Here is an 18,151-nt window from a genome sequence, read left to right as displayed (position 1 = left end):
GTTAAATATTGGGTTCTGGTTGGATGCAGAACAACTGATGAATTTTTTCATCACGAAAATCTGCTGGAATTGATTCTTTGGAACGGTTGACACAAATAAAACCACGTTCGGTCCACTCTTCCTCTTCAACTTCCATTTTGAATTTCCTAAAATTGGTAGAGAACCAAATTTCTCCATTATCAGAAAGAAATTTTGTTAAAAGTAATAACAGAAGATTTTTATGTTTTGTTTGTACATCCCATTCCTCTCGCATTTTTTTACTATTGGAAAAGGTTGGAGGATCTAGAAAAATTAAATCATAACGTTCCCGGTTAGGATTTTTTGTTTCTTCTTCGATCCATTGCAAAATGTCAGCATTTATAATTTGGTGATTGGCAGATTTAAAACCGTTGTGTTCCAAATTTTTCAATGCCCAATCGCAATATGTTTTGGAGAGATCTACACTTTTGGTTTTGTTTGCACCACCTGACGCTGCATAGACGGAAAATGCACCTGTGTATGAAAATAAATTCAAAACAGATTTACCTTTCGAAACTTTCCTTAACCAATCTCTTGTGATACGATGATCCAAAAAAAGTCCTGTATCCAAATAATCAGACAGATTGACACGAAATTCTAAATTAGATTCTTTTACCCATTGAAAATTTCCTTCAATAGCAAATTTGTCATATTGATCTGATCCTTTTTGTTTTTTCCGTCTTTTTAAATATAATTGTTCTTCTGTAATTTGAAATACTTCTCGCGCAATTGCAGCGATACGATCAAAACGTTCTTCGTGACCTTCCTCTGCTTGGAAACGTAAGGAACTTTTATCATATAAAACCAATCCATTGGGATACCGATCCAAAATACAAGGCACCTGAGGGATGTCTTCAGAATAGATACGGTAACAATCAACAGATTCTCGTTTTGCCCATTTTTCGCGTTCCTTCTTTAGTTTGCGAAGGCGATTTTCAAACATGGTAAGGGCACCAAATCCCCGTTCGGTCATGCATTTTCCTTTTTGGGCTGGATGGGATTTTTGGATAGATCTCCCCGCCCTATTGAGACTGGGTGGGGTTATCCACCCGCCACCCAATACGCTCCGTTTACCACGACACCGAAAAAAAGTCCTTCATAAATCAGAATTCAAAAGATTTTTTTATAACCAGTTCGTGTTTTTGATTGGTGAGGATTGAGTCACTAGAAAGACTGTCGGCTATGTCGACAAAAGATACCACCTTCATTTATTGTGACGGTAGTTCCCGCGGAAATCCAGGCCCTGCTGCCATTGGTGTTTCATTTCAAGACAATGATGGAATCGAATTTTTTTTTCTTTCTGAAAAAATTGGAACCGCCACAAACAATGTGGCAGAATGGCAAGCTTTGTACCGTGGGATGGAAGAAGCCATAAAACAAAACTTACAAAAAATTCGTTTCCGATTAGATTCTGAACTCGTCGTTAAACAGATGAAAGGCGAATATAAGGTAAAAAATAAAGACTTACTTGTTTTCAAAAATAAATGCGAAACCCTAAAGTCTTCATTTCAAAATTTTGAAATACAATATATTCCTCGAGAACAAAACTCACGAGCAGACCAACTCGCAAACATCGCCCAAGATAAAAAGGATTGATTGTGAAAATTAGTTTTTATCTTCTGTTTAGTTTTTTTTTGATTTGCTCCTTATCGAATTGTAAGAAATCAATCACGAAGCAGTTGGATGATCTTTTAGAAAATAAATCGCACTTCCAATCGGCAATTTTTTGCGAAAAAAACAAAACCTTACTCGTAGAAAGAAAAGATGACTGTGACAAAGTGACTCAAATGGCCAAAGAAGAAATCGATACCATTCTCAATCGAAAATTGGATTTAGGAATAGCGCCTGTCATTGTCGAAAAAAACAAAGGAAAAGAAATTGAGGCGCTTTTACAAATCCACACTCGTTTAGGAATTCGGTATTGGGAAATCTGGAAAGCAAACGTGATTTTAGAATAGACAATCTTCCCCCATCACAGGATAAACAAATCATGGCTGGTGATCCTTCTCAAATACTAAAAAAAATCGGACTGAAAGTTACGAAAAATCGTGAACAAGTTCTTTCCATTCTACAAGGATCTCCAAGGCCCCTCAACCACCAGGAAATTATGGAAAAACTCCCAAAAGAGGAGTCTTGGGACAGAGTAACCATCTACAGAGCCTTATCTGATCTAGAAGAAAAAAATCTTTTAAATTCCCTTCATTCCACAGATCGAGTCACCTATTTTGAGTTAAAGTCAGATGGGAACCATATAGTTTCTGCAGCACATGGACATTTAATCTGTAATGTTTGTGGTAAAATAGAATGTATTGATGATCCATGGAATGGGATTCCTTCCGCCAAACAACTAAAAGGTTTTTCTACAGAATCAGTTGAAATTGTTTTTAGAGGCAAGTGTAGAAATTGCCAATAGATACCCAATCGTTAATTCCCAAATTCAATTTAAACCACTTATTACAAATAAACTCTGCACTGAAAGGTGCAGGTTTTGAATGTTATCTAGTTGGTGGATCTGTGCGTGATTTGGTAATGGGCAAAATTCCAAAGGAATACGATTTAACGACAAATGCTGAACCAAAACAAGTAAAACGACTCTTTCGAACCGTCATCGATACAGGAATCGAACATGGAACAGTAACGATTGTTTTAGATAAAGTTAACTATGAAGTCACGACCTATCGGATAGACAAAGATTATACTGATGGCAGAAGGCCCGATCATGTAGAATTTGGTACAACATTATCCGAAGATTTAAAACGCAGAGATTTTACTATGAATGCATTGGCTTTTGATTTATCTACGGGAATTCTTGTAGACGAACACTTTGGTCAAAAAGATATCCAAGAAAGAACAATTCGTACAATTGGAAATCCAATCAAACGTTTTTCAGAAGATGGATTAAGGCCCATTCGTGCATTAAGATTTGCCAGTACTTTAGATTTTTTCATTGAAAATGAAACAAAGAAAGCAATTCACGAAACAAAACACGTCACCAAAAAAATATCTTTAGAACGATTTCAGGATGAAATTTTAAAATCATTTATGGGGCAAAATCCTGCTCGAATGATCCAACTCCTTAGTGAAGAAGGTATCTTTCAAATTTTCCTTCCCCAACTTCCAACAGAACTAAATCCCAAAAAAAATATTTTAGAAAGGTTGAATCAAACATCTAAAGAATTTATTGGATTACAATTAGCATTGGCTTTTTATTCGATAGCTGATAAATCCACTGCTAAGGAACTAGAATCAATATTACGAACTTTAAAGTTCTCAGGTCAAAATACCAAAGATGGTTTGTTGTTTTTTGAATTTATTTCCAAGTGGGAATCAAATCCTAACTTAATCAAAGTAGACGACTTTACTTTAAAAAAAGAATATTTAGCACCAGTTAAACGACATTTCCAAGCAAGATACCAAATCAATAGAGAATTCATCCTCAATCTACAACCAATTTTTGGAGATACAGTGAACCAATTGGTTCAGATTTGGGAGGAAGGGCCTCCATTGCTTCTCACTGACTTGAAATTAAACGGCAATCACCTCTCCGAAACCTTTCCAGATCTACCAAAAACCAATTATGGAAGCGTCTTAGCAAATCTCTTAGATCTTGTCCTACACTCGCCTAAAGAAAATGAATATTCAGGACTATTGCGTCACTCTGCTCAATTAATAAGCAAACTGATCAAATAAATTCAAAATTCCCGCTGATTTGGATTTTTTTTTGTTCTTTTATTAATCAAAATTTTATTTTTTTTTCGCAAGAACCCATTCAAATACAGTGTTTCTCTTTTTTCTTCCGAGCGCTGAAGGAATCTCCGCCAACCTGGTACACAACTTGCACAACAAGTTCACATAGGAGAAATGGCAAATGAGAAATAAATACACTCTGTTGGCGACGATCGTTGCTACCTTATTTTCCCAAGCTTCCCTTTTTGCTCAGGATAAAAAGGAAAAGGATAAGTCTTGGTATGAGTTGGTAAATTTTTCCGGATATGTGGATGTATACTATAACTATACTACAAACAACCGGCAAGGTGCTACCCAAGATACAGCGGGAACTTTCCACACTTACAACAAGCAGTTTGCTGTGAATGCAGTAAAACTCTCTATGGAGAAGTTGGCGGATAAAGAAAGTCCATGGGGTTTCCGTTTGGATATGCAAAACGGACAAAACAACATGTATCAAGAACGTCCGTATCAAACAACGAACTCTCTTCATAATATGCAGTTGTTACAACAAGCTTATGTTTCAGCATACTTCCCAGTACTCAAAGGGTTGACAGTTGACGTAGGAAAGATGGCAACACATATTGGATTGGAACTTCTTGACTCAAAGGATAACATCGCTTATACGATAGGTTACGTGTTCTTTAACACAATCCCATTTATCCATACTGGTGCGAGAGCAAACCTCCAAATTAACGATAGACTATCTACTGGTTTTTACCTTTACAATAGTGCCCAAGGAACTGGCTATACAGGAAATGGCCAACAATTTGGATATAGCGGATTGGCGCCTTATGGTGATCCAGTTGGTGGATCTAGTTTAACTAGCACACAACAACACGCTTACGCTGATGGTCCAAACCCTACGAGAGCAATTGGAACACAAGTAAAGTATGATGTAGTACCTGACAAATTCCAAGTAGTTTGGAACACATTGCAAGCGAATGATAACATCAAAGGTAGACAAGATAACTCCCTTTACTATCTAGAGCAAGCAACAGGAACTTCATTCCCTAAACAATCAGCTTTCAAAACTGACCACTGGATGATTCAAAACTTGATTTTGATCTTCAAACCAACTGATAAATTGACTACCATCTTTGACTATACTTACGGTGAAAGAACTGGTCAAACCAATACAGCTGCGTTCGGATACGAGGCAACTGGAATCACTAAAGCAAAATTGGATGCCGCAATGCCAGGTCTTGTTCCTGACTTAGACCCGGGGTTAGTTGCTGCTGGATTCACAAAAGACACAAGTTTCACACGTGAAAACAGAGTAAAACGAGTTTACCAAACTTACCAATTTCAAGCGAAGTACCAATTCACAAATTTATTTGCACTTGGTTTCCGTTTTGAGTATCTTGATGACAAACGTTACGGCGGATCACTTGTAGTTAACCCTCCTCTTTTTGCAGTAACACCTGCGGACAGATATGACCTCAAGTTCCAAGATGCGATTGGCGCAAGAGCAACAAGTAACTACGGACAAATCAAAACCCTCACTTTTACACCTACGTTTGACTTAACGGAAAACCTTCAAGTGAAAGTAGACTTAAGAAGAGATTGGGGTCCTGGTCAACAATTCGTAGATACTTCTGGAAGACCGGCTTCCCACCAAAATGGTATTATCGTCGGTATGGTAGCAAAATTCTAAGGAGAAAACGATGAAAAAGAATATGAAATCCTTTAAATCAGGTTTAGCAGGAATCTCTTTAGCACTTCTTTTGGCAGCCGGTATCGTTGGCTGCACGGAGTCTGGTGCAAAAAAAGAAGATAATAATTCAGCTTTACTTTACCTTGTTAACACTGGAAGTTTCAATGAAGTTCAACAAGTATGCCTAGGCGCTTACGTCGCAGCGAACTCTTGTGTTGGAGGAAAAGAATACTTCAACCCAGGAACAGGTTGTTCTTTAACCAAATTGGATGGTAAAACAAAAGATGATTTGAACGCACTGAAAGAATGTGTGCTTAAAAAAATCAATGACCCTATCCAACCATGTAACTTACCACAGTTTACTTATGGCCTTGCGCAACAAGCCCTTGCGGGTGCATTTGCAGCATGTAACGCTTCGTATACGACTTCAGCCGGCACAACAGTAGATTTGACCGGTTACTTGGTATACTAATAATAACAAAACCTAAGTCAGGAGATTTCCTCTCCTGACTATTCCATTGAAAAATCAGCACCAAACAATCCTAATTAAAAACGCTGAAGTTGTTATGGTTTTTTGTATTCGACTCTCTCAACAAATGACCTACGAAAGATCACCGTAATTTCTTTATCAGGAAGCGAATCTCCGGAAAACTTACTAATGGGCCTTTTATAAACCCAATACTCTCTATCACCACCATGTTTTACTTCATCCGGATCACCAATATACTCACGAACAAAATTTCCATTTTTACCTGGCAATGTGTCCTTGATATCTTTTCGAAGTTTCATTCCGGCAAGTTGCTCCACTGTTAGTTGAGCTAATACTTCTTCACGTTTTTCATCATCTGATTGTATGTCTTTTGCAGATTTGGACATAAATTCTCGACATTTGATTTCGTCTTGGAATGTCTTCATACAATTTTCAAAAAGGTTTTCTTGGTTTTTGACTTCTAATGTGCGAGCACAAGAAGCAGTTACGAACAATGTAATCAATACTAGGGATTTGTTCACAAACCCTCCCATTCTTACACCTATAAAATTAAATGATTGATTTATTGAAAATCAATTATCGTTAGAAGATAAGTGGAATTTTAATTCGTCCACTAGAGGAAGATACAGAGTTTTATGTCAAAATTTCTTTCTAGGTTTTCGATTCAAAGTAGATTGTTACTTTTACCGCTTCCTCTCATTGCATCACTATTCATCATTTTGCTTATTTTAGTGCGTTCACTCAATGGAACGATTCAATTTGCAGAAAAAGAACAACAAGGAATCCATACTCTAAAACCAATTTACCAAGCCTATCAAAAAGGATTAGAAAGACTTAAAATCGGACAAGAAAACACTGCTGACTTAATTCCCTTAATAGAAGCAGCAAAAAGAAAAATCAAAGAAACTGATCTACTACCTGATAACACAAAAGAATTAACAGCATGGGAAAAATATACGAAAGTAGATTTTTTTAACCAATCAACAAGCATTCTGTTTCTCGGAGATACACAAGAACTGGCATTGAAAATTGGAGACTTCTCTAACCTAATCCTTGACCCAGAAGTAAACTCTTACTATCAAATGGAAATTATATTCTTTAGAGTACCGGATATATTAAAGAATATTGCAACTTTAAAGGAAATAGCTCGAGAAGAATACACTAATGTAACTTACAAAAATAAACAGTTCACTAGCGTCAGTTTCACCAAAGCGCTCATTTCCATTAATTCCATTGAAACCACATGCAACGAAATTCAAAAATCGTATACAAAATCAATTGAGGACACTACACCTTATCAAAAAGAGCTAATGGAAGCGAAAGATCTTGCGAAATCATCATGTGAAAGTTATACACGAGATCTCAAAGATACTTTTATTAAAGCAACTACAAAACCTACCTCTTCCGATACATTGTTTACTACAATACATAGAGGTACGTTGATTGCAGGGAATATTCAGGATCGCTCCATTGAAATCCTTGAAAAATTAGTTTATGACCGAATCCAACTATTATCTTTTCAAAGAAACATAAACATTCTACTTGCCTTATTTTCATTAATGGTATCGTCATTTTTTGTAATTTCTATTTTTCGAAGTATCAATAATCCACTTGTGACTGTCCTTTCCAAAGTAAATGAACTTTCTAGCGGGGAAGCAGACCTAACTAAAACACTACCAAACTTCGGAACAAATGAAATTGGTAATATCACAGAATCGATTAATCGTTTTTTAATAAATCTAAATCATATCATGAATCAATTAAAGATTTCAGTTAGTGGTGCAGAAAAAGCGGCGTATAAATTAAAACAAGATGCGCTTTCTGTTTCAGACAATGCGTCATCGCTTGCTTCTATATCAGAAGAATCTGCTGCTTCACTAGAAGAACTTACCACATCTTTTGAAATCATGTTTGAATTTATTACGAATGAAACCAAAAACATTGTAAAAATTACAGAAGAGATGAAAAATATCGAAGGATCAATAACCAATATCGAAAAAGCACTCTTACAATTATCTGAACAATCCAATTCTTCTACAAATTTGGCAAATCTAGGTAACTCTTCGGTTCAAAATACAGATAATGCAATGACAGAAATTCGTTCTGTAACTAAAGAAATCACAGGAATTGTAGATCTCATTACTGAGATTTCAGAGAGGACCAACTTACTAGCATTAAATGCAAGTATAGAAGCTGCTCGTGCTGGTGATGCAGGAATGGGATTTGCTGTTGTAGCCGAAGAAATATCAAAGTTAGCAGACAAAACCCAATCTTCTGTTAAAAACATCAAACGTCTCATTGATAAAAGTAATTCAGTGGTAAATATTGGTGCCAACCATGTTCACGAAACGGTAAATGCATTAAGCGAAATTGTAGAACAATCAAAAAGAATGCAAGATAGCGTAGATGGATTAAAGGAAGAAATGTCAACCCAAACAAATAGTTTAACTAACGTTACAATTGAATTAAACGGTTTGCAAGAGATGGCCGAAACCATTGAATTTTCAAGCAGAGAACAGAAAAAAGCTTCTGAAGATATGGTAAACACAATCAACACACTTTCCACCAGCGCACAAGAACTCGCAAACAATTCGGCGGACCTAAACCAAGTCAGTCAAAAAATCGGGGAAATTGCGGGTACCATTGCTGCTGTTACCAACTCCTTTCGCACCCACTAACAAAGAAAAACGGCATTTCCCCAGAAAATACTAAAAAGAACCTTCACTTTTTTTAAAATTCATTAAAATCGATTTTAAAAATAGAATTGATGGATTGAGTAAGGTTTCCCTGTTTGGTTCCTATGTCTTCATTCTCTTACCAAAACCAGAAAAAACCAAAAGGATTTTTTTTTAGAATCTGTATATTTCCTTTCTTATACTTAACTCTTGCTAGTTGCAATTTCAAGAACAAAGACCTCAATCAAAATGAATTACTCATCAATTTATCACTTATCAATATAGTTTCCAATCATTTATCTGCAACGGAATTGCAAGCAGTAGTTAGAGAAAAAATTGGTATTTTGCCAAATCAAATCCCTGGCTCGGAAGTCGATACACTGGAAAAAATATCTTTAGGTAAAAAACTATTTAGAGATAACAAATTATCATCTAATCATGTCCAATCTTGTCACACCTGTCATCCATTAGATGGTAATTCTGCAGGGATGGATCGACAATCAACGTCAAGAGGAACATTCGGCCAAATTGGAAAAAGGAATACACCAACCATTCTCAATGTTGGCTTTTTACCTATTATTTTTTGGGATGGAAGGAGAGATACTCTATACAACCAAGCAATTGATCCATTTGTCAACCCGTTGGAGATGTCTTTACCTTCCGATACAGAATTATTAAATCGAATTCAGAATGATTCAAGTTACAATTCCTTTTTTGCAAATGCCTTTCCCGAATCTCCGAACCCTAACATAGATTCTATCCGTCTTGCTTTAGTTGCCTTCGAAAGGTCCCTGGTTTCAAAATCTCGATTCGATGATTTTGTAGAGTCAAATGTTCAGGCACTAAAAAAAGATGAAATGGATGGGCTCAAATTATTTTTAGAAGTAGGTTGTAACAACTGTCATACTAATAATCTACTTGGTGGATCACAATTTTCAAAATTAGATTCAAAATATTCTTACAATCCAAATGACTTTGGTAGATCTGAGTTTACAGGAAATCCTGCAGACAATTTTTTCTTTAAAGTTCCCCCGTTAAGAAACGTCGCATTGACTCCGCCTTATTTTCATGATGGCAGTGTTTCTTCATTGAAGGAGGCAGTAAAACGGATGAACCAATACAATCTGAACCGTAATATCAATGATTCAGAAATTGAATTGATAGTTTCCTTTCTAAAATCTCTTTCAGATAAAACAAAGAGTAATTAATTAGATTGACAAATAATATTGAGGTTGGAACTGTGGCATTACCTTCAGGGAGGAAACAGGTGAAAGTCCTGTGCTGACCCGCAACTGTGATGCACCAAAAATAGTTTAATCTATATTAGGTGATAAGCCAGATCTTCCCCGCAATGTTTTCTCGTGGATTGGGAACTTTGCACACTTATACCTTCGTATATCGAAGTTATAAAGGGGCCCCGAAGGTAAACTCGGGGCACCCGTATGGAAAAAACACTACTTACATATCTATCTATAGATTTTAAGACTCCTCGTCTTCTGACGTGGATAAACCTATTTCCTGTCCGTGTTCCCCTAAATTCAAACCAAGATTTAGGAGAATCTAAATGAAAACGACTACCAAACTAACAATCGTGATGTTATTTGCACTTTTTATCACTGCATGTGCAGATAATGGCAAAGTAGACAAATCAGAAGCTGACAATAATTTAGTATTAGGATTATTGAAAACAGCAGAGGCATCTGCAAAAGAAGCAGGTCAAATTGAAATCAGAGGAACATACTTTCAAGCTAGTTGTTCTGCGGGAACATGTAACGCTCCAGGTTCCAACACAGTTTCTATCCAATCCAATTTCGGAACCACAACAGGATATTTGTATGTTGATTATGTAAATGGTGCAGGTACATCAACCTATCGAGTAAACGCCGAAATCGTAGAGTATAACAACACGGATCGAGTGCTTTATTATAAACCAAAAAACAGTGCAAACATTTCGGCTTTAATTTGGACAATTACCGCTGATAATGAAATATTAATTTGCGATGTATTTAACGGAAAACCAACGTTAGCTGAAACTAAAACAGATCTGGCTTCAAGAAAAGCATCTGGAACAGTTTATACCACAAATCCCAAAGCAGCAGGCTGCAATGGATCATTTGCATTTAATTTTTTAACTAAAACTTTTTAATTTCAAAATTTTTGCCTTTGTTCATTTGGATAAAGGCAAATAGGAGACATTTCGTGAGTAGGTTCCATACAAAATCAAAACTATTATTCCTGTTCTTAATCACTTTAACTTTTTCACAATGTACCGAGAAGGAAAATAATAATGATCTCTTATTGCCATTATTAGCACTGCCACTTACAAACTCTTCTTCTGTGGGCCCGTGCCCACCAACATCGCTACCGATAACTATCCCAATTGCAAATACAGTTGTCTCTGCTAATTCCACTGTGAGTGGATTCAACGACTCATCGAAAGCAATCAATGGCATTTGTGGTGGTGGAGAGTTTTCCGGATCTTTAGATGTTTATGCATTAAATTTAACGGGAGTTGGCGCAACTATCATTTTGTCTTGGGCTGGAAAGACAGTAAAGAATGTTTCCGGAATTGATTTTATAGTATATGAAAATCCCTTCAGAGTTTCAGAAACTAGCGATCGATATGCGTTTGATCCAATGGTAGTTCAAGTTTCCTTTGAAGGAACAAATTACTGTGGATTTGATCTCAGCGGTTTTAATTCAAGTGTAGTCGATAGCAATAAAATTTCCTCTTGGCCTGGATTTGGTGGCCTTAGACCAGTTCTTTACAATATGGCAACGAAACCATTTACTTTAAATGAATTATTTACATCGACAGGTAGCGGATTTTTGTTAGGTGGCGGAGATGGATTCAATCTTGATGATTTAATCGTTGGTGGCCCTGGTGCCAATTGCGATTCGACAGCTCGTACAAATATCCAAACCAATGGATTCAAATTTATAAAAATGATTTCAGCTTCGGCTGTCACTAATCCAAATACGGGTTCGGGATATGCCTACCCGCACTCATATAACAATGGGCCTGACATTGACGGGGTCGTTGCCAAGTCTGTTGAATGATTGGTGATTCGTCAACTTTCGATCCATAAATATGGATAACTCTGATTGTAATGATTTAAAGATAAAACTTCTAACCCAGAGACTTAAAAATAAAAAAATATCACTATCAATTTGCTAAATCCAACTCTTATGAAACGCGAAAATATTCCGTTAAGAGTTGGAGTTGGATTTAGTCTTCTAAAAAGAAGTGTTGATTCGTTTACTTCTTTCTTCGACTCGATTTCCTTTCCGATCCACCACCAGAACTAGTGGTGGATGAAACCTGAGCTTTGGTTTTGTTGGATTTAACTTCATTCCCAAACATATCCACTTCTGCCCGTTGTTCTTCTCCAATTTTTTTGTATTCTTTTGGTGAAGAATCATCTTGATTTCTATCTGACTCGGTAACTTCAATTTTTAAAAGAAACGAAACTACTTCATTTTTAAGATTTTCAACCAGTTGATCAAACATCTTAAAACCTTGGAGTTTATACTCTATCAGAGGATTTTTTTCTCCATAACCTACGGTCCAAATCCCTTCTTTTAAATGGTCCATTGCATAAAGATGTTCTTTCCAACGATGGTCTAGAATGTCTAAAAATACATTCCTTTCAATCGATCTCCAAACATCTTCACCAATTGAAGATACTTTATATTCATAAAGATCTTTAACTAATTTGGATACAATTTCAAATACCTTTAACTGCGGATTTGATTCTTTTTTAAATTGTTTTGAATCAATCGACTCAGAAATACCTAAACTTTGTAACCATTCATTTAAAGAATCAGTTTCCCAAGCATCAACATTATTACCTTCACAATATAAAACTACTTGGTTCTCAACAACTTCATCAAAGAAATCCGCGATGGTTCGTGACATATTCCCTTTGTCTAAAAGTTCGTTACGAATTCCGTAGATATAAATCCTTTGGCGGTTCATCACATCATCATACTCTAACAAATGTTTTCTGATATCAAAGTTATGACCTTCCACTCGTTTTTGTGCACGGGCGATTGCATTTGAGACCATACTATGTTCTAACTCTTGGCCTTCTGGCATCTTAAGAGTATCCATAATACGTGCAATACGGTCGGATCCGAATATCCGCATCAAATCATCTTGTAAGGATAAATAAAATCTAGAAGAACCCGGATCACCTTGCCTTCCTGATCGACCACGAAGTTGGTTATCAATTCGACGTGATTCATGTCGTTCTGAACCAATGATATGTAAACCGCCTGCGACAATTACAAAATCATGATCGACTTTCCATTTTTTAGCTTCCGTTAGAATTTTATTACATTCTTTTTTGATATTTTCGTTTTTGATTTCAGAGGTTTTGGCTTCAGCCTCTTCAAACTTTTGTTTGATCAAATGTTCCCGAAAACTATAAATCACTTCCAACTCTGACTTAGCTTTAATTCCTAAAGAATCACTGAGATCATCTAACTTTTCTAAATCTTCTTTGTATTTAGGTGCCCCACCAAGAACAATGTCTGTTCCTCGACCAGCCATATTTGTCGCAATGGTAATGGCACCAGGACGACCTGCGTTCGCAACAATTTCCGATTCTCTTTCGTGTTGTTTTGCGTTTAACACATTATGTGCAATTCCATGCGAAGTTAAAAGTTTAGATAAAACCTCTGATTTTTCAATGGAGATAGTACCCACGAGCACTGGTTGTTTTTTAGATACCTTCTCTTGAATGTCTTTTACTACTGCATCAAATTTTTCGCGTTCAGTTTTATAAACCCGGTCAGCCATATCCAAACGTTGGATTTTCAAATTGGATGGAATCACAATCACATCTAAATTATAGATTTTTTTGAATTCTTCTGCTTCCGTATCAGCAGTTCCTGTCATCCCCGCTAACTTCTTATAAATTCTGAAATAATTTTGAAAAGTAATGGAAGCCAATGTTTGAGACTCTCGTGCAATCGGGACACCTTCTTTTGCTTCCAAAGATTGGTGTAATCCATCAGAATAACGTCGTCCCTTCATCAACCGGCCAGTGAACTCATCCACAATGATGACTTCTCCGTCTTGAACTACATAATCTTTGTCTCTATAAAATATTTTATGAGCTTTGAGTGCTTGTTGTACGTGGTGAACAAGTTCTATGTTTTCTGCTTGGTAAAGGTTTTCAACGCCTAACAACTCTTCGACATGATGAACGCCCGCTTCCGATAAAATTACATTTTTTGCTTTTTCATCAATTTCGTAGTCTTCACCCTCAATGAGTTTAGGGATGATTTTATTCACTTTTAGATATTTGTCTGTCGATTCTTCTGCAGGTCCAGAAATGATGAGAGGAGTTCTTGCTTCGTCCACTAAAATGGAATCCACCTCGTCCACAATAGCAAAGTTATGTTGCCTTTGTACACGGTGTTCTTTGTAACTCACCATATTATCACGTAAATAATCAAAACCAAACTCGTTATTTGTTCCATAAGTAATGTCAGAATTGTAAGCAACCTTTCTTTCTTCATGGTCCATATCATGTTGGATGACCCCAACAGAAACTTTTAAAAATTCAAACACTGGACGCATCCAATTGGCATCACGTTTCGCCAGATAATCATTGACCGTTACAACATGAACTCCTTCGTCTGAAAGCGCATTTAAGTAGATAGGTAAAGTAGAAGTAAGTGTTTTACCTTCACCCGTTTTCATTTCAGAAATATTTCCCCAATGTAGAGAAATACCTCCCATCATTTGTACATCAAAATGGCGCATTCCTAAAGTTCGATAGGCAACTTCACGAACTGTTGCAAATGCTTCAGGTAAAATATCATCTAGAGTTTCGCCAGACTTAAGTCTTTCTTTAAACTTTATAGTTTGCAAGGACAATGTTTCATCATCCATAGCTTTGATTGTTGGCTCAAAAGAATTGATTGCATCTACAATAGGATTTAATCTTTTTAAATCCCTTTCATACTTACTGCCGAATAAAATTGTTAATATTTTTTGAAACATACCAGGTCCGTTATAATTTTATAATATTTCGAAATATAGTTTTAGCAGTTTCTGCCATTACTCTTTGTTTATCTGCAATTTCAGAAAAATCGCCAGTTCCTTTTGCAATAAAATCTTTATGTACAGACTGCCATACATTCAGCATTTCTAAAGTAGGTTCTAAATGAGTTTGGAAAGCAAAAAGTTTATTTTTATAAGAAAACATTTGGTTTGCATAAAAATCACTCGCAAGTAAATGATCCGCACCAACGGGAATATCAAAGATATCTTCGTGAAGGTGAAATGCAAGGATTGAATCTTTTTCTATACCTTTAAAAATAGGATGTTCTGGTTTTAATAGTTGCAAATCAGAAAAACCTGTTTCAGGACCTTTCGTACCAGGCCGCACATTTGCACCTAAAGCCCTTGCAATGATCTGAGAACCCAAACAAATCCCTATTAATTTTTTATTGGGTAATGCAATTACGTTGTTTACAATATCATAATAAGGTTTAAAAAACTCTTGTTTCGCCGGATCAGCAACTGATTGCGGACCACCTAACATGACAATCAAATCAAAATTCAAATGAATTTCTGGCATCAAATGAATTCGCCTGTCATAAGCATTTTGATAACTAATACGATATCCTGCTTCGCGAAGTAAGGGTTCTAAAATTCCTGGACCTTCACAATCGATAAATCTTATGAATACTGCTCTCATAATGATTCCATTCCAAATTGATAACGAAAAAAATTGAACTTGGCTTCTTTTCGAATGAGATCAGTCGATGTTTGTTCTGAAATTGATCCTAAAAAATTATAATACAATCGCATAGGTTTTGTTACAAACAACATAGTTTCCGGAGTCCCAGTGATCAAACCCCCTTCCTTTACACGAAAAGGTGGTTTCATAAACAAAATTGGAACTTGAATTTTTCGATTTTTAACTTCAACTTCCATTCTTGCTTTTGCCAATTGATACACTTCACCAAACGGACGCTCGTCGGTTACATCCGGAACGATCTGATATGGATCGACAACCATGTAAAATGCTTTCGAAGGAAACCGACTTTCGATTTCTGCATGCAAAAGATTGAGAGCAGGTATCTCTTTCCAACAAGGAACACAGTCAGGCGAATAAACATTGATGGCGATTTGTTCTTTTTCCAACCTGGAAAAAGAAATTTCGGCACCAGAGGCAGTAAGCCCGGCCCAAGACTCCTCTCCAAAATAGGAAGATTTCGCCGGGGCACAGCTAATGAGACATAAACTAACAGTTAAAATGAGGGAGGCTTTCATAAATCCCATATGTTGGACGGTCCTTCCCCATGGTTTGGACTAGGAGAAGGTCTGTAAAGCCAGTTTTCGAACTTTCCCTTGACATCTGACCCCCACCCCTCAGTCTGGTCTAACATTCCACTCACTTCCTCCAGGGAATCTAAGAAAATGAGCCAATCGCACAAAGAAGACTTCGATATCGTATCCTTAATAGAACTTTGCCGGGAAAAAAAATACGAAACTTGCGTGGCCGGTTTCAGCACGATCGACAAAATTGATAAGATCACTCTCCCTAAAAAATTAAAAAACCGTAAATTGACAGTGCAAGCATTGTATGCGCTGACAAACGATATGGTTCAGTGGAAATACCTTTCTTCTGAAGAAAAAGCACTACTCCAAGCAGAAAAAGACAAACTGGCAGGTGTTACATCTACAGCCGGAACTTCCTTTGCTCCTCATGCTGAAGAAGATATTGAAGAAGATTTTATCCCTGAAGAAGAAGCTCGCAAACCAGAACTTGAAGATGGTTTTGAAGACGAATTCGGTGATGAAACAGAGGAAGAGGAAGAAGAGGATGATGACGATTTCGACGACGACTCTGATGACGATGATGATTCAGACGAGGATGAAGAGGACTAGAGGTTACTCCCATTCCTCTAATCCCTCACTTTCAAAACAACCTTCTCTATAACTTTCAAACTTCCGATCATTCTTATTTACACTCAAAAGTCTCCCCTGAAAAGGAGGCTTTGCGATTTCTTTCCACATTCTCTGAAGATTCCATTCCAGTGGTCCTTGGTCTCGGTGCTTTACATGCCGTAAGATCTTTCATTGCCAATCCGAACCACCCAATCATCATCTTTTGGGAACCCGAAAAAGACGTTTATGAATTAAATGAATTTCAAAGGGAATTGAATGAGCTGAAAGACCAAGCAAAGACAAAGGGATTGCTTTTACTTTGTCACACAGGTCCAACACCAAATTGGTCCGAATTAAAATCGGAAGTTCAAACGTTCCAAACGAAAACAAATTCATCTTTATCAAAATGGAAATTATACGTTACCCCAAGTTATGAACGGTTTTTTCCTGAGTTGGTATCTACTTGCAAAACCAATTTTTTATCGCAGTTTGTTTCCAATGGAATCAATCAAAATACCATCCAACACTTTAGTAAGATATGGACTCATAACTACTTAAAAAATAGAACGGGGCTTTATAATAACGATACAAGTATCCGTTGGTTCCAATCCTTTTCTGGAAAACGAACTTCTGTTTTATTTGTGGGTGCAAGCCCTGGTTTAGAATTGGATTTACCTACCATTAAAAAGGATCGTTCTTCTTATCTTATTTTTGCAAGTGATACCTCCATTGGTTACCTTTTGCCAAATGGAATCATACCCGATTATATAGTTTCTTTTGATTCTGGCCGGGGAACAACCTATCATTTTTTAACGGAAATTCCACCAAATATTCCCATCATTACTTGGTTAGGTGGAGCACCATATATCTTTGAACTGAAAAATCCAAAGATTTTGGTCAATACAGGTCATCCGCTCGACCAAATTTTGGAACATTTATTTCAATCTGAAATCGGTTCACGGTGGCCGCATTATCCCAATCCCAGTTTGAATTTACTTGGAATGGTTTTGTCGATTACGGATCAAATAGAAGATAGAGAATTTTTTGTAAGTGGAGTGAGTTATATTTCAGAGCGAGGAAAATCCCATTGCTCAGGAACTGGATATGAACGGTTTTATCTGCCAAACACCAATAGAAAAAAAAGTTTAGAACTTGCCACCAAACGTTTGTACTCTGGTGAACGAAAAGGCAAAAATCAAATAGCCTGGGAACAAATGAACCAAAAAGAATCTAATTTAGTTTTTTTAACTCTCAAAGGAACCAACGAAAATAATTTCCAAACCAAAACAAACTTAGGTCATTTTCTTAAATCTTTTCAGGGTTTTCCCCCATCTCTTTCGAATTTGGCAAAGTGGGCTAACCAAGACCAATCCGGTATCATTCATCAAAAAACCTTAACCACTTGGTTGCGGTTTTCACTAAGTTAAGCACCGAATAGAACTGGTATTTCTTGTAAGTTCCACTCCGCACGTTCTTTGTTTGCGGGAATTCGATCAAAATCTTTTGTTTTTTTTGATTTTCCCTTTGGCCTTCTTTCCATATCTTCAATAATTTTTTCCAATCTCTCTTGCATAAGCAAATGCAAATTCATTTGGTCTAACATATCCATAGTGATTTCCTCCACTGTTATCATCACTATACAAGTCCCCTGGGACAAATTAGAAATTGGAGGT

The 18,151-nt window shown here is 36.6% G+C and carries 18 protein-coding genes and 1 riboswitch; of the genes, 12 read left to right on the top strand and 6 right to left on the bottom strand.

What is annotated here, in order from left to right; all coding sequences use genetic code 11:
- Position 1 precedes the first annotated feature (1 nt).
- Complete coding sequence (locus CH364_RS18100; RefSeq protein ID WP_100744191.1) at positions 2 to 991, bottom strand: class I SAM-dependent methyltransferase; 990 nt, start codon at positions 989 to 991, stop codon at positions 2 to 4.
- 209 nt (positions 992 to 1,200) lie between these two features.
- Here CH364_RS18100 and CH364_RS18090 point away from each other — a divergent pair, with 209 nt between their 5' ends.
- The 6 genes from CH364_RS18090 (at position 1,201) to CH364_RS18065 (ending at position 5,873) form a co-directional block, all read left to right on the top strand.
- A complete protein-coding gene (locus CH364_RS18090; protein WP_100744189.1) occupies positions 1,201 to 1,614 on the top strand; it encodes a ribonuclease HI family protein in 414 nt (137 codons plus the stop codon).
- A 2-nt stretch (positions 1,615 to 1,616) separates the two neighbouring features.
- Entirely contained in the window at positions 1,617 to 1,976 is a 360-nt protein-coding gene (locus CH364_RS18085; RefSeq protein ID WP_100744767.1) for a hypothetical protein, read from the top strand.
- A 32-nt stretch (positions 1,977 to 2,008) separates the two neighbouring features.
- Positions 2,009 to 2,431, top strand: a complete 423-nt coding sequence (locus tag CH364_RS18080) for a Fur family transcriptional regulator (RefSeq protein WP_004786486.1) — start codon at positions 2,009 to 2,011, stop codon at positions 2,429 to 2,431.
- On the top strand, positions 2,422 to 3,708 hold the full coding sequence (locus tag CH364_RS18075) for a CCA tRNA nucleotidyltransferase (RefSeq protein ID WP_100744188.1): 1,287 nt from the start codon (positions 2,422 to 2,424) through the stop codon (positions 3,706 to 3,708). Before CH364_RS18080 ends, CH364_RS18075 begins: the two co-directional genes overlap by 10 nt.
- 178 nt (positions 3,709 to 3,886) lie before the next feature.
- Positions 3,887 to 5,401: an outer membrane beta-barrel protein gene (locus tag CH364_RS18070; protein ID WP_100744187.1), complete on the top strand. Its 1,515-nt coding sequence runs from the start codon at positions 3,887 to 3,889 to the stop codon at positions 5,399 to 5,401.
- Between the two features lie 10 nt (positions 5,402 to 5,411).
- Positions 5,412 to 5,873, top strand: coding sequence for a hypothetical protein (locus CH364_RS18065; protein WP_100744186.1), 462 nt, complete (start codon positions 5,412 to 5,414; stop codon positions 5,871 to 5,873).
- A gap of 92 nt (positions 5,874 to 5,965) precedes the next feature.
- Here CH364_RS18065 and CH364_RS18060 read toward each other — a convergent pair whose 3' ends face one another.
- Positions 5,966 to 6,412: a hypothetical protein gene (locus CH364_RS18060; protein ID WP_243401379.1), complete on the bottom strand. Its 447-nt coding sequence runs from the start codon at positions 6,410 to 6,412 to the stop codon at positions 5,966 to 5,968.
- A 114-nt stretch (positions 6,413 to 6,526) separates the two neighbouring features.
- On the opposite strand from CH364_RS18060, the gene CH364_RS18055 reads away from it, so the two are divergent.
- From CH364_RS18055 to CH364_RS18040, 4 genes are all read left to right on the top strand, one after another.
- Positions 6,527 to 8,569, top strand: coding sequence for a methyl-accepting chemotaxis protein (locus tag CH364_RS18055; RefSeq protein WP_100744184.1), 2,043 nt, complete (start codon positions 6,527 to 6,529; stop codon positions 8,567 to 8,569).
- A 122-nt stretch (positions 8,570 to 8,691) separates the two neighbouring features.
- A complete protein-coding gene (locus tag CH364_RS18050; RefSeq protein ID WP_100744183.1) occupies positions 8,692 to 9,774 on the top strand; it encodes a cytochrome-c peroxidase in 1,083 nt (360 codons plus the stop codon).
- Between the two features lie 4 nt (positions 9,775 to 9,778).
- Positions 9,779 to 9,931: riboswitch (cobalamin riboswitch) on the top strand.
- Between the two features lie 199 nt (positions 9,932 to 10,130).
- The gene (locus CH364_RS18045; protein ID WP_100744182.1) at positions 10,131 to 10,712 is read left to right on the top strand and encodes a hypothetical protein; all 582 of its coding nucleotides are present in this window, start codon (positions 10,131 to 10,133) and stop codon (positions 10,710 to 10,712) included.
- A 53-nt stretch (positions 10,713 to 10,765) separates the two neighbouring features.
- Positions 10,766 to 11,626: an LIC_13355 family lipoprotein gene (locus CH364_RS18040; RefSeq protein WP_100744181.1), complete on the top strand. Its 861-nt coding sequence runs from the start codon at positions 10,766 to 10,768 to the stop codon at positions 11,624 to 11,626.
- Between the two features lie 199 nt (positions 11,627 to 11,825).
- Here the strand turns inward: CH364_RS18040 and secA are convergent, their stop codons facing one another.
- Genes secA through CH364_RS18025 form a run of 3 tightly spaced genes read right to left on the bottom strand, consistent with a single transcriptional unit; the run spans position 11,826 to position 15,860 of the window.
- A complete protein-coding gene (gene secA, locus CH364_RS18035) occupies positions 11,826 to 14,582 on the bottom strand; it encodes a preprotein translocase subunit SecA (RefSeq protein WP_100744180.1) in 2,757 nt (918 codons plus the stop codon).
- 10 nt (positions 14,583 to 14,592) lie between these two features.
- Positions 14,593 to 15,282, bottom strand: coding sequence for a type 1 glutamine amidotransferase (locus CH364_RS18030; RefSeq protein WP_100744179.1), 690 nt, complete (start codon positions 15,280 to 15,282; stop codon positions 14,593 to 14,595).
- Positions 15,279 to 15,860 carry a hypothetical protein gene (locus CH364_RS18025; RefSeq protein ID WP_243401378.1) on the bottom strand — a complete coding sequence of 194 codons (582 nt, stop codon included), beginning with the start codon at positions 15,858 to 15,860 and terminating at the stop codon, positions 15,279 to 15,281. Before CH364_RS18025 ends, CH364_RS18030 begins: the two co-directional genes overlap by 4 nt.
- A gap of 147 nt (positions 15,861 to 16,007) precedes the next feature.
- On the opposite strand from CH364_RS18025, the gene CH364_RS18020 reads away from it, so the two are divergent.
- Together CH364_RS18020 and CH364_RS18015 are read left to right on the top strand one after the other, a co-directional pair.
- Entirely contained in the window at positions 16,008 to 16,478 is a 471-nt protein-coding gene (locus tag CH364_RS18020) for a DNA primase (protein ID WP_100744177.1), read from the top strand.
- A 110-nt stretch (positions 16,479 to 16,588) separates the two neighbouring features.
- Positions 16,589 to 17,905, top strand: a complete 1,317-nt coding sequence (locus CH364_RS18015; protein ID WP_100744176.1) for a 6-hydroxymethylpterin diphosphokinase MptE-like protein — start codon at positions 16,589 to 16,591, stop codon at positions 17,903 to 17,905.
- On the opposite strand, the gene CH364_RS18010 is transcribed toward CH364_RS18015, so the two are convergent.
- A complete protein-coding gene (locus CH364_RS18010) occupies positions 17,902 to 18,111 on the bottom strand; it encodes a hypothetical protein (protein WP_243401377.1) in 210 nt (69 codons plus the stop codon). The two genes, CH364_RS18015 and CH364_RS18010, sit on opposite strands and share 4 nt — an antisense overlap.
- Between the last annotated feature and the right edge of the window lie 40 nt (positions 18,112 to 18,151).

Origin of the sequence: Leptospira harrisiae, from assembly GCF_002811945.1 — a bacterium.
Taxonomy (GTDB): Bacteria; Spirochaetota; Leptospiria; order Leptospirales; family Leptospiraceae; genus Leptospira_A; species Leptospira_A harrisiae.
The sequence above is the reverse complement of the archived record's forward strand: the minus strand, read 5'-3'. Positions and strand labels throughout refer to the sequence as shown.